Annotated in this window: 9 protein-coding genes; 5 read left to right on the plus strand and 4 right to left on the minus strand. The window is 38.5% G+C overall.

Going from position 1 to position 12,032, the window contains the following annotated elements:
* Positions 1 to 105 precede the first annotated feature (105 nt).
* Positions 106 to 1,032, minus strand: coding sequence for a site-specific integrase (locus tag Q3C15_RS06755; RefSeq protein ID WP_283596998.1), 927 nt, complete (start codon positions 1,030 to 1,032; stop codon positions 106 to 108).
* 470 nt (positions 1,033 to 1,502) lie between these two features.
* On the opposite strand from Q3C15_RS06755, the gene Q3C15_RS06760 reads away from it, so the two are divergent.
* Entirely contained in the window at positions 1,503 to 2,837 is a 1,335-nt protein-coding gene (locus tag Q3C15_RS06760; RefSeq protein ID WP_204779456.1) for a conjugated bile salt MFS transporter, read from the plus strand.
* 167 nt (positions 2,838 to 3,004) lie between these two features.
* Positions 3,005 to 3,952: a choloylglycine hydrolase gene (bsh, locus tag Q3C15_RS06765; protein ID WP_278852716.1), complete on the plus strand. Its 948-nt coding sequence runs from the start codon at positions 3,005 to 3,007 to the stop codon at positions 3,950 to 3,952.
* Positions 3,953 to 4,009: 57 nt separating this feature from the next.
* Here the strand turns inward: bsh and Q3C15_RS06770 are convergent, their stop codons facing one another.
* Together Q3C15_RS06770 and Q3C15_RS06775 are read right to left on the minus strand one after the other, a co-directional pair.
* Positions 4,010 to 4,999: a LacI family DNA-binding transcriptional regulator gene (locus Q3C15_RS06770; protein ID WP_204779458.1), complete on the minus strand. Its 990-nt coding sequence runs from the start codon at positions 4,997 to 4,999 to the stop codon at positions 4,010 to 4,012.
* A gap of 16 nt (positions 5,000 to 5,015) precedes the next feature.
* Positions 5,016 to 6,509, minus strand: a complete 1,494-nt coding sequence (locus Q3C15_RS06775) for a sucrose-6-phosphate hydrolase (RefSeq protein WP_204779459.1) — start codon at positions 6,507 to 6,509, stop codon at positions 5,016 to 5,018.
* A 256-nt stretch (positions 6,510 to 6,765) separates the two neighbouring features.
* On the opposite strand from Q3C15_RS06775, the gene Q3C15_RS06780 reads away from it, so the two are divergent.
* Together Q3C15_RS06780 and Q3C15_RS06785 are read left to right on the plus strand one after the other, a co-directional pair.
* Positions 6,766 to 8,706: a sucrose-specific PTS transporter subunit IIBC gene (locus tag Q3C15_RS06780; protein WP_302704734.1), complete on the plus strand. Its 1,941-nt coding sequence runs from the start codon at positions 6,766 to 6,768 to the stop codon at positions 8,704 to 8,706.
* A 220-nt stretch (positions 8,707 to 8,926) separates the two neighbouring features.
* Positions 8,927 to 9,793, plus strand: a complete 867-nt coding sequence (locus Q3C15_RS06785; protein ID WP_283573672.1) for a DegV family protein — start codon at positions 8,927 to 8,929, stop codon at positions 9,791 to 9,793.
* Positions 9,794 to 9,983: 190 nt separating this feature from the next.
* On the opposite strand, the gene Q3C15_RS06790 is transcribed toward Q3C15_RS06785, so the two are convergent.
* Positions 9,984 to 11,081, minus strand: coding sequence for a glycoside hydrolase family 3 protein (locus Q3C15_RS06790; protein ID WP_302704735.1), 1,098 nt, complete (start codon positions 11,079 to 11,081; stop codon positions 9,984 to 9,986).
* A 133-nt stretch (positions 11,082 to 11,214) separates the two neighbouring features.
* On the opposite strand from Q3C15_RS06790, the gene Q3C15_RS06795 reads away from it, so the two are divergent.
* Entirely contained in the window at positions 11,215 to 11,988 is a 774-nt protein-coding gene (locus tag Q3C15_RS06795; protein WP_302704736.1) for a DUF6574 domain-containing protein, read from the plus strand.
* Positions 11,989 to 12,032 lie beyond the last annotated feature (44 nt).

A 12,032-nucleotide genomic window follows, 5' to 3' on the forward strand; every position in this document is an offset into this window, starting at 1 on the left:
GCTTCAAAACGCCGATAGTAGTTGGAGGAACGCCTCCTGCGAGGGTAGGAAGTTGCCGTGCGAATTAAAAGCTATGTTGATAACTAACATAGCTTTTTTATTTTGTCAAAGTTGAGATAGATGTTGTTTGATTAAAGTATTATCTTGAGTTTCTAATTCTTTAATTATGTGTAAATATGTATTTTCGGTTGTAGTAATGCTGGCATGACCTAACCTTTTTGAAACCCCAGCGATTGAAACTCCAGCATACAAAAGTAAGGACGCATGAGTATGACGAAGACCATGAATTGAAATTTCAGGAATTCCAGCTTTAATGCACTTATTACTAAGAAAATTATTAACCGTTGAATTATAAATTCTCTTTTTTACAAAAATTGGACTAATCGGATTCAACTGAAGAGTTAGGTTGTTGAATTGAAGACAGGTTTTCCAATCAAGTGCAATTTTTCGGTTTGAAGATTCGTTTTTGGTTGGCTGAAATCCACCATTTGCTTCTTTATAATTCCATGTTTTATTAATTGTTAGTGTTTGGTTTTCAAAGTCGAAATCGTTTGGAGTGACCCCTAAGGCTTCAGCAAAACGAAGTCCTGTTTTTGCAACCAATAAAACCAACCAGTCAAGACTTGGATCATTTTTATTGGTTTTCAGCTGCTTTAAGAGAAGTTTTAATTCGTTTTCATTAAGAAATTTAGTTTTTTTCTTTTTGGGCTTTTTCCCTTTAATCACAATTCTTCGAGTTGGATCCTTTTTTATTAATTCATCATCATAGGCATCTAAAAGGGCCGCCTTAATTTGATGATGGAAGTCTTTTACCGTTTGGCGCTCATGAGACTGAGCGTATAAGTTAAGTAATTCTTGATATTTGATCCGGGTCACGTCTTTAAGTTTTAAAATTGGAATATTTTTTTCAATAAAGTGATATGTTTCCCAATATTTCCTTAATGTCACTTCACGAACAGCACCATCTTTGTACAGTTTGATCCATAGTTTAAAATATTCTGGAAGAGTTGTCTCTTCATCAATTCTTTTCATATTATTCACCTCTGTAACTTTTGAATATTGCAATAATATTAATGATAAGGTAAATGATTAGAAAATGAATATCAAAAACAATTAATGAAGTCCTTACATTAAATAAAAAAGAGTTAATATAATTAACCTTCAATTCATTTAATTATCATAAGAATTTTAGTAACTTATAATGATGAAAAAGTCACTATTTTAAAACTGAAAAACAAATAATTCCATCAAATAATAGTTCGATATGTAACCTCTTTCAAACGAAACGATTTAATATAATTGTTACAAATTAATTAAAACTTATCAATTTAACAAGTCTTAATTTTTGACGCTCCTCGGTAACTGTGCAATAATAGCGTTTGTTAAAGATGGGACTTAGGATATTTCGGTAATATCAAATCATTATAAATTTGACAAAATGTAAATATCCATTAAGTTTTATTGCAATTATATTTTTTATTTTTAGAAAGAGGGTTTGCATTATGGATACAGTAAGCGAAAAGAAACCTGTAAGTAACGCTTATAAGTATTTCATGATTTTTCTTTGTATGTTTACGCAAGCCATTCCTTATGGGATTGCACAAAACATTCAACCATTATTTGTTCACCCGCTTGTTAATACATTCCACTTTAGCTTAGCATCATACACCTTGATCTTTACATTTGGTGCGGTTGCAGCTTCAGTTGCTTCACCATTTATTGGTAAAGGTTTAGCTAAGGTTAACTTTAAAGTAATGTATATGGCAGGGATCATCATTTCAGCATTAGCATATGTAATTTTTGGAATTAGTTCAAAATTACCAGAATTTTACGGTGCTGCGATTTTATGTATGATCGGTTCAACATTCTTCTCAGGCCAGGGTGTTCCTTGGGTAATCAACCACTGGTTCCCAGGTAAAGGCCGTGGAACTGCTTTAGGGGTTGCCTTCTGTGGTGGTTCAATCGGTAACATCTTCTTACAACCATTTACTCAAAAACTTTTAGCTAAGTACATGGTTGGCGGAACAAAGACTGGTCACCTTGAATCAATGGCTCCATTCTTTATTTTTGCCGCAGCATTGTTTGTAATTGGTTTAATTATTACATTCTTCATCCGGACACCTAAGGACAACGAAATCGTTGCTACAAAGGCTGAACTTGAAGAAGCTAAGAAGGCTGCTGCAGAAGCAAAGGCTAAGGAATTCGAAGGCTGGACTTCTAAAGAAGTTATGAAGATGCCATGGTTCTGGATCTTCAGTATCGGTTTCTTAATCATCGGAATTGGTTTGGCTTCATTGAACGAAGACTACGCTGCATTCTTAGATACAAAGTTAAGCTTCGGTGTTGTTGGAACAATCGGAATGATGTACGGCTTCGGTTGCTTAATCGGTAACGTTACTGGTGGGATCTTATTTGATAAATTAGGAACTGCCAAGGCAATGACATACGCTGCTGTAATGTACGTATTATCAATCGGAATGATGATTTTCGTCAGCTTCCAACCATTCGGCAGTCACGCAAGTAAAGTTGCCGGAATTGCATACGCAATCTTCTGTGGTTTAGCCGTATTTAGTTACATGTCAGGTCCTGCTTTCATGGCTAAAGACTTGTTTGGTTCTAAAGATGAAGGAGTTATGCTTGGACTTGTTGGTTTAGCATACGCTATTGGTTTTGCAATCGGTGCTCCATTATTTGGAATCATCAAGGGCATGGCAAGCTTCACCGTTGCATGGTATGTAATGATGGCATGCGTTGTTGTTGGATTCATTCTTTTGATCGTTTCAGTTGTAAAGATCAAAGGCATGCAAAAAGCTTTAATGAACAAACAAAACAACTAGTTTTTAAAAATCAGTAAGTCGTAGGATATGAGGCTGTATTCTACGGCTTATTGTTTTAAGACTAATGATTCTTTAAATACGAGTCATAATATTAGAATTTTCAATTTAGTGAATGATAAACTATTTATATAGTAGTTGATAAGTGAATTTTGAAGGGAGACATTATTATGTGTACAGGTTTACGTTTTAATGATTCAGAAGGTAACTTATATTTTGGCCGTAACTTGGATGTTGAATCATCATACGGCGAAAAGGTTATCGTAACACCAAGAAACTATGAATTACCATACAAGTTCTTGGAAAATGGCAAGACAACAAAGGCAATTATCGGAATGGGAATCATGGCTGGCGACTACCCAATGTACTTTGACTGCATCAACGAAAACGGTCTTGGAATTGCGGGATTAAACTTCCCACGCTATGCTCACTTTACAGAAGGGCCAGTTGATGGCAAGACAAACATGGCACCATACGAATTTATGTTATGGTTGATGGAAGAATTCGATACCGTTGAAGAAGCTAAGAAGGGCTTAGCAAACTTGAACTTAGTTGATGCTCCATTTGCACCTCAAATGCCAGTTGCTCCATTACACTGGATCATCAGCGACAAGAAAGAATCAGTTGTTGTTGAACAAACAAAGGACGGCCTTAAGGTTTATGATAACCACGTTGGCGTTTTGACAAACAACCCTGATTATCCATGGCACATGACAAACCTTAACAACTATGCAGGTTTAACACCAAACGATGCAACAACGCATGACTGGAACGGTCAAGAAATTCGTCCATTAGGTGTTGGGACAGGTAGTTTAGGCTTACCAGGCGACAGCATCCCTGCTTCACGGTTCGTAAAGGTTGCTTACTTAAATGCAAGTTACCCAACAGTTGACGGTGAAAAGGCAAACGTTGCTAAGTTCTTCAACATTTTGAAGTCCGTTGCAATGGTTGACGGAAGTGTCATCAATGAACAAGGTAAAGATGAATACACTGTTTACACAGGTTGCTTCTCAACCAAGACAAACACATACTACTACAACCGTTTCGACGACTTTGAAATGAAGAGCGTTCAATTTACAGAAGAAAACATGAACGCTGATAAGGTTACAATTTACTAAGATTTAGAAGCAGAGAAAAAGACCGGTGACTTTGATGTCACCGGCCTTTTTTGCATTTTAATGAGCCGTTGTCTTGCTTCGAAGAATTTTGACGGGGAGTTTAAATTGATTAGTTTCCGTTTTAAAATCAGGATTTTCAATTCGTTTGCATAACAATTCAGTCAATAATTCAGCAATTTCTTTTACCGGTTGAACAATCGTTGAAAGCTCAGGGTGATAGGTTTGGTTAAGCTTTGTTCCGTCAAACCCGATGACTTTTAACTGCGTTGGAACCTGAATGTTAAGTTTTTGGGCTTCTTGCAAAACCAACAGGGCGGTTAGATCATCCGAACAGAAAATTCCATCAGCGGTGTGCTGTTCAAGCAGTTGCCGGACTGAAACGGCTTTTAGCGTCGGCGATTCTGAAAAGCGAACAGCGTGAACGTGGGCTTTCAAACCAAACTTTTGAATCGTATCTTCGTATGCTTTTAACCGTTGATTAGTCGGGTTGGTAATTGATTGCGGATTCCCAAAGTAATCGATGTGCCGACATCCTGCTTGATAAAGTTCTTCAGTCGCCAAACAGCCTCCTTGATAATTGTCACAGCTTACAATTGGGACGTTTTCTGATAAGGTCCGGTCAAAGGAAACGATTGGCAAGCCGACCTTATTGTATTCTTCAATATCCAAGTTGTGGGTTCCGGTAATGATTCCATCAACTTGGTTGGCAATCAGCATTTGAAGGTATTCTTGTTCTTTGCGGCTGTCATAGTTCGCGTTGCAAAGAATCATTTTATATCCCTTATTAAAGAGTTCTTTTTCAATCGAACTAACAAGCTCGGCAAAAAATGGATTGGTAATATCAGGAACGATCACGCCGATCAAATTGGTTTGCTTTCCTTGGAGGGAACGTGCCAATGAATTTGGACGGTAGTTTAATTCCTGGATCGCCTGGTAAACCTTATTTTTGGTTTTTTCGCTTAAATATCCATAATTATTGATTACACGTGAAACAGTGGTTGGTGAGACCCCTGCTTTTTTGGCAACATCCGTTAATTTTGGCCGCATAAGTTATCCTCTTTAATTACATATCTGCTAAATTCCAGAAAGTTCCATAGTAGTTTAATGAATCCTTTCCTGTAAGTGCAATTTTATCATTTTTTTGATCGGCAAAGTAGCGCAATGTCATTACGTGTTCGCCGTTATTAATGAAGACTTCGGCTAATGAATGATCGATGAAAATATCAAGGTCAAGGTCTTGGTTCTCAGGAAGGCGGATCTTCCGGGTCACACCGAATTTTTCATTGAACGTTTGGCCAGCCTTTGAACGGTCAATTTCAAAGAAAGCATCTTTCCCAGTATTAAAGTTGAGTTGCAAACTTTGGTCAACGGTGTGGTTTCCTGCAAGGTGCAAAGTTCCGTTTTGATTTCGAGCAATGGTAATTTTCAATTCATATTGTTGGCCAGCGTGGCTTTCAACAACTTGACGACCATCAATGACTTTTTCGGTTCGAATCAGATGTCCAGCTTGACGCAAAGTCCCCATTGCAGCCACTGGCCGTTGGATCAACCGCCCGTTTTTAAGTGAAAGTTCCTTAACTTGACTTAAGCAGTTTGCCCAGTTTTCATTGTCAGTTGGATATGCAACGTCGGGAAGGCCGACCCAGCTGATTGCATAAGCTTTTCCATCAGGAGCATTGAATGCTTGAGTGGCATAAACGTCAAAACCATCGTCCAAATTGATTGGTGCGGCCTGAGTCGTTGTCATTTTACCCGCGTCAAACTTAAACTTGCTGCCGGCAACGTACATGTTTGGATAAATGTTTTCGTAAGGAGTGATTTTCTTATCCAATCCTTGAGGACAGAAAATTAAAACCGGTTGATCATCAACAAAAACTAAGTTAGGACATTCGATCATGTATCCCATGTCCTTATCGGTAAAGTTGACGTATCCAAGATCAGTCCATTTGCCGGTTAAATCAGAAGCACTGAAGATGGCGATTTTACCAGTTTCAGTTTCTTTATCTTGAGCTCCTAAAATTGCATAGTATTTATCGCCACGTTTTAAAATTTGCGGGTCGCGGAAGTGTTCCGTAACATGATCAGGAGCTTCAATTAACGGCTGGGCTAATTTTTCAATGTGCCCGGTTTGATCCATCCAGGCTCCGTTTTGGTAAGAATGCCGAACCCAATCTTGGTCGCGGACATTACCGGTATACATTAAGAATAATTTATCGTTGATCACGGTTGCGGAACCTGAATATGCTCCGTGACTGTCGAATTGAGTATCAGGCTTGACAGCTAATCCCATGTCTTCCCAATGAACTAGATCAGCTGATTTCATGTGATGCCATGACTTTAATCCGTGAACTGGGCCAAACGGATATTGTTGGTAGAATACGTGCCAAGCGCCATTAAAATATGAAAAACCATTCGGATCGTTCAGTAAGCCGGAGCTTGGACGAATATGATAATGGAGTTGGGATTGTGATTGATCAGCTTGAGCTTGGAGATCAAGCAGTGTTTCCGCGTCCCATTTATTATATGGTAAGTATCTTTTTTCAGTTGTCCATTCCATGAATGAGCCTTCTTTCATTGAAGTAATGTTTTTATTAATTACTATTAAATTCATTTTTATGATAAATAAATTCGCAAAGTGTGTCAATCGATTACCATGAATAAATTACTTATATATCAATATTGTTTTCGCTTTCAAAAAATACTAATTTATTTTGTGATAAACGATTGACATATTCTGAGAATGCGCTATCATTATAAATGTACTCAGGAAGATAAAACGTTTTCACAAAAATAAAAATCAAGGAGGAATCACCATGGATCACAAGAAAGTCGCATCTGAAGTTGTTAAAGCTGTCGGAAAAGACAACGTGGTTGCTGCAGCCCACTGTGCAACCCGGCTTCGGTTAGTCTTAAAAGATGATTCTAAGGTTGATCAAGCAGCTTTAGACGATAACGATGATGTTAAAGGAACATTCAAACAAAACGGCCAATATCAAATTATTATCGGCCCTGGGGATGTTAATAATGTTTATGATTACTTTGTAAAGGAAACAGGTGTTAAGGAAGCTTCAACTGAAGATTTGAAAGACATTGCTCAAAACGGAAAGAAACCAAATCCAATCATGGCATTCGTCAAACTTTTGTCTGACATCTTCGTTCCGTTGATCCCAGCCTTAGTTGCCGGTGGTCTTTTGATGGCCTTGAATAACTTCATTACATCAAAAGGTTTGTTTGGCCCAGAAGCCATTATTCAAATGGTTCCGCAACTTAAAGCGGTATCACAAATGATTCAAGTAATGGCTTCAGCACCATTCATCTTCTTGCCGATCATGGTTGGTTTCTCAGCTGCTAAGCGGTTTGGAGCTAATCCATTCCTTGGTGGCGTAATCGGAATGATGATGACCTCCCCAAGCTTGGTTGCAGGTCATTTCTGGAACCTTTTTGGAATGCACGTTTCCCAAACACCATACACATACCAAGTTATTCCGGTATTAGTAGCAGTTTGGATTCTTTCAATTTTAGAAAAGTTCTTCCACAAGCACCTGCCATCAGCCGTTGATTTTACGTTTACTCCACTACTTTCAGTTATTATTACTGGATTCTTAACATTTACGATTGTCGGACCGATAATGCGTGAAGCCTCAAACTTGGTTACCGATGCAATTGTTTGGCTCTACAATACAACCGGTGCATTTGGAATGGGGCTCTTTGGAGCAGTTTATTCACCAATTGTTTTAACTGGATTGCATCAAAGTTTCCCAGCAGTCGAAATTCAATTAATTTCAGCATTTACAGCTCATCACCAAGGAGTCGGCGACTTTATCTTTATCGTTGCTTCAATGGCCAACGTTGCACAAGGGGCTGCAACTTTTGCTTTGATGACCTTAACAAAGGACAGGAAGACAAAAGGTTTAGCTTCATCAGCCGGCGTTTCAGCATTGTTAGGAATTACAGAACCTGCAATCTTTGGGGTTAACTTGAAATTCAAGTTCCCATTCTTCTGCGCATTAGTCGGTTCATGCATTGCTTCATTTATTGCTGGACTCTTTAAAGTTGGTGCAGTTGCTCTTGGTTCTGCCGGACTTTTAGGATTCTTATCAGTTAATACAAAGTCAATCGTTGTATATTTAATTTGTGAATTGATCAGTTTTGCAATTGCATTCGCGGTTACCTTCCTTTACGGAAAGTCTCACAATCAACTTGTAAATCCTGTTCCGGTTGCAACTTCAGAAGCTGAAGCAATTGAAGCTAAGGAAGATCACGTTGAACCTGAACAAAAGCAAGAAGTTTCATTAAATAGTGAAGTTATTGCTGCTCCGGTTAACGGAAAAGTTGAAGACTTATCAGAAACAAACGATGAAGTCTTCTCAACTAAGATGATGGGTGATGGCGCTGCAATCATTCCAACTGATGGAACAATTTATGCTCCAGTTGATGGTAAGATTTCAGTTGCCTATGAAACCAAGCACGCTTATGGAATTACATCTGACAAGGGTGCCGAGGTTCTGATTCACGTCGGAATTGATACGGTCAACTTAAAAGGTGAACATTTCGAAAGCTTTGTCAAGCAAGGCCAAACGGTTAAGAAGGGCGATAAGTTAGGAACGGTTGACATTGACGCTGTTCAAAAGGCTGGATACGATCCAACTGTAATGACGATTATCACGAACACCGCTAACTATGCTGAAGTTGGTCACAAGAAAGCTGACGAAATTCACCATGGTGACGATTTCATTAAAGTTATCGCAAAATAAAATGATGATCTTGAAGCGCGGGGTGATTTCAATCACTTCCGCGCTTTTTTATTGGAATTAATGCTGAATTTGGCTATTAAAATTGGGAGTAATCGACTATAATAAAAATGATCCGAGATGTTTGGTAGCTAAACTATCTAGACTTTAAGTCTATATTATATTGATTTTGAAAACATTTAATATATAATTAGAATAGAAAACTGCTTAAGGAGAATTTAAAATGGCAAATATCAAGATTGTAACTGACTCATCAGTTCAGTTAACCCCAGCAGAAATTAAAGAAAATAACATTACAATTGTTCCGTTGACAATTGAAATCAATGGGCAAACTTTTGTTGATGGTGAAACGATCACCCGTGAAGAACTTGTTGAAGAATTGAAAAAGGGAAATAAACCAAAGACAAGCCAACCAGCAGTCGGTTCGTTTGTCGATGTATTTGATCGTTTGGGTGAAGATGGAAGCCAGGTTGTTGCCATTTTGCTTTCGGATGTTTTAAGCGGAACGTATCAAACTGCGGTTTCAGCAGCTGAAATGTCGTCAACGGATGTAACGGTGATCAATAGTAAGTCAACTGATCGCGGTGAAGCATTTCAAGTTTTAGCAGCGGCGAAGGATGCAGCTGCGGGTAAGACGATTGCGGAAATTCAAGCGCATTGTAAAGATATCCTTGAACGGACGACGATCGATGTTTTAGTTGATAATTTGGATAATATTTTGTCAGGCGGACGACTTGGGAAGATGGCAAGCATGTTGACCAAATTGATCAATTTGAAGGTCATTGTCCGTTTGCGGGAAAATAGTTTGGATGTTGTCAAGAAGGGCCGTAGCCGGAAGACATTCTTCAAATACTGTGCAGAACTAAAAGAACGGCATCAGGATAATCCAATTCAGGAATTATCACTTTCAAATGTTGATTGTAGCGATGAATATTTGGAAAAGGTGAAGGATGCTGTTCTTCCAGAAAACAGCAAGGACGCAGCATACATTGCCCGGTTAACGAGCCCAATTATTATGACTCATACAGGGTTGAATGCGATCGGCGTTATTACGCTTGCAGAAAAACCAGAACCAGATGAATATAAATAAAAATAAGGTTGTGACTTATGAAACTGTGATATAAGTCGCAACCTTTTTGTTATATCCGCATAATCGGGTTCCAAAACAAACGAGCTGTGTGGTGACGCGAAGCTAATTCGAAAAGCTCCGAATCTATGCTTCGCGATTCGTTCACTTTTCTGCTTCCACCACGCTCGTTTTTATTGTTTTGTCACACCTTCTATTTTATTAATCCAATTTTTTCTTTAAGCTTTAAAATCCGATATACAGACTGGTTGATCTGTTTCTCTGAAATTTGGTGGTTCTTAACGGCCTGTTCAATTGCCGGAATTCCGGTTTGATAGTTTTTGCTCAGAAGCATATCGTTCCCGGCTTCAACAGCTAAAACATCGGCGTTGACGTGATTATCATGGGCGAATTGGGTAATTGCACCCATTCCAAGGTCGTCGGTGATAATAACGCCTTTAAAGTGTAATTGATCTCTTAAAATTTTATGAACTTGCGGTGATAATGAGGCCGGATAATGGTTATCGACCTGATTGATCACAATGTGTGAAACGAGCACTGCATCGGCATGACTTTTAATTCCAGCAATGAACGGAAGAAAGTCTTGGTTTTGAAAATCAGCAAGCGATTTGTTAGTTGAAGCAAATCCCGTATGGGTGTCGCCCGCAGTTCCATAACCTGGGAAATGTTTGAGGGTTGCAACCACTTTTTGACTTTGAATTGCCGGAACAACTTTTGAAATATACGTTGCCGTTTGCTGGTAATCTTTTCCGAATGTCCGGGGATAGATGAAACTTTGAGGATTATTTGAAACATCGGCAACAGGGGCGAAGTTCCAATTGATTCCTAAATTGTGAAGAATCCCAGCAACATTTCGGGCTTCATTCACTTCAGCTTGCATATTATTATTTAATGCTTGCGATGATGGAAATTGCCGGTTGTTTGTTAATTGAGGATTATCACTTAGGCGCGAAACGGTCCCGCCTTCCTGATCAGTTCTGATAAAAAGCGGAATCTGACTTGCTTTTTGCCATCCGGCAAGTTTGGCTTTGAACTGGTCAGGGGTTTGGTTTTGAAAATCAGCCCCGAATAAGACAACACCGCCAACATGATATTGCTGAATGGCGTTGAGAACGTCATTTTGATTGCCATCGCTCGGAACAAAGTACATCTGCGCAATTTTATCTTGCAGGCTCATATGGTCAATTCGCTTTGATAGCTGGTCAGCGTGAGCAGAACTTACCGTCAGGCAATACGCCAAGAGTCCAAGAATAAAGTAAATAACAGCTTGAAATGATTTTTTAAATTGCATCGCAAACTCCTCCATCTTTTTTCACAAATAATTATAAATTCTTTTAATGAAAATAAATACCCTCTTCTTTAAAAAAGAAATCAATTAGTTTACAATAAAATTGTATTTTATAAAGAGAAAGTGAGTAGATCGAATGTCAAAAGACGATTCAAAATTAGAAACCGTTACTTTTTATCCTCACGGCGATGAAAAGAATAAGGATAGTTCTTCAAATGCAGCAAGTGTAGCTGCAACGGGAAAGAAATTAAACTACTTTAAGTGGATCTTAAGTTCATGGATTCATCCCGGAGAAGAGGTTGAAGGTGCAAAATGGTATGGGGTCGTTACCATTGTTGCTGAATTACTTGTTTTCTTCGGCGCATTGTACCGTTTCTTCCACGTATTAGTTAAGAATTCATTTTTCGGTGCAAATATCAACAATATTTTTTACGTTTTAAATGGCGGTAAGTCAAGCATTGCTGAATTGTTAGTTTACTTGAAACTTTTCATTTTCAGTTTGATCGCAGCCGCAATTATTATCGGTGGAACATACTTAGTAAGCCGTTACTTGGTTTCAGGCAAGAAAGAAAACTTTTGGACATACACTAACCGCATCACCCATTACAGCGGAATCAACGTAATTTTAACGCTTGTAATTTTGGTTCTTGGACTTTTGGGAATTGCTGGTCGGGCAATTTCATTATTGACCCTTTTTGCATTAGCAATTTTTGGAATTGCAGTGTTAGTTGCAGTTATCAGCCGTTCAAATGAAGAAGGCCTTGACCGAATCTATGCCGGAATCGTAACTGCCTTAGTAATGGGATTAGGATTCTTTATTTTCTACTTATTGTCATCAGAAATCATTATGAAAGTAATTTCATTTGGAGTTCAAGTCTTTATGATGATGATGGGCGGCGGCTTACAATAGTCGGAAAGCAAAGTTTTTAATGGAAGGAGGTTGTGCCGGAAACG

Origin of the sequence: Ligilactobacillus sp. 110_WCHN, assembly GCF_030518115.1 — a bacterium.
Taxonomy (GTDB): Bacteria; Bacillota; Bacilli; order Lactobacillales; family Lactobacillaceae; genus Ligilactobacillus; species Ligilactobacillus aviarius_C.

Coding starts and splice junctions, on each gene's coding strand:
- Q3C15_RS06755 (WP_283596998.1), bottom strand. CDS start 1,032: ATGAAAAGAATTGATGAAGAGACAACTCTTCCAGAATATTTTAAACTA.
- Q3C15_RS06760 (WP_204779456.1), top strand. CDS start 1,503: ATGGATACAGTAAGCGAAAAGAAACCTGTAAGTAACGCTTATAAGTAT.
- bsh (WP_278852716.1), top strand. CDS start 3,005: ATGTGTACAGGTTTACGTTTTAATGATTCAGAAGGTAACTTATATTTT.
- Q3C15_RS06770 (WP_204779458.1), bottom strand. CDS start 4,999: ATGCGGCCAAAATTAACGGATGTTGCCAAAAAAGCAGGGGTCTCACCA.
- Q3C15_RS06775 (WP_204779459.1), bottom strand. CDS start 6,509: ATGGAATGGACAACTGAAAAAAGATACTTACCATATAATAAATGGGAC.
- Q3C15_RS06780 (WP_302704734.1), top strand. CDS start 6,766: ATGGATCACAAGAAAGTCGCATCTGAAGTTGTTAAAGCTGTCGGAAAA.
- Q3C15_RS06785 (WP_283573672.1), top strand. CDS start 8,927: ATGGCAAATATCAAGATTGTAACTGACTCATCAGTTCAGTTAACCCCA.
- Q3C15_RS06790 (WP_302704735.1), bottom strand. CDS start 11,081: ATGCAATTTAAAAAATCATTTCAAGCTGTTATTTACTTTATTCTTGGA.
- Q3C15_RS06795 (WP_302704736.1), top strand. CDS start 11,215: ATGTCAAAAGACGATTCAAAATTAGAAACCGTTACTTTTTATCCTCAC.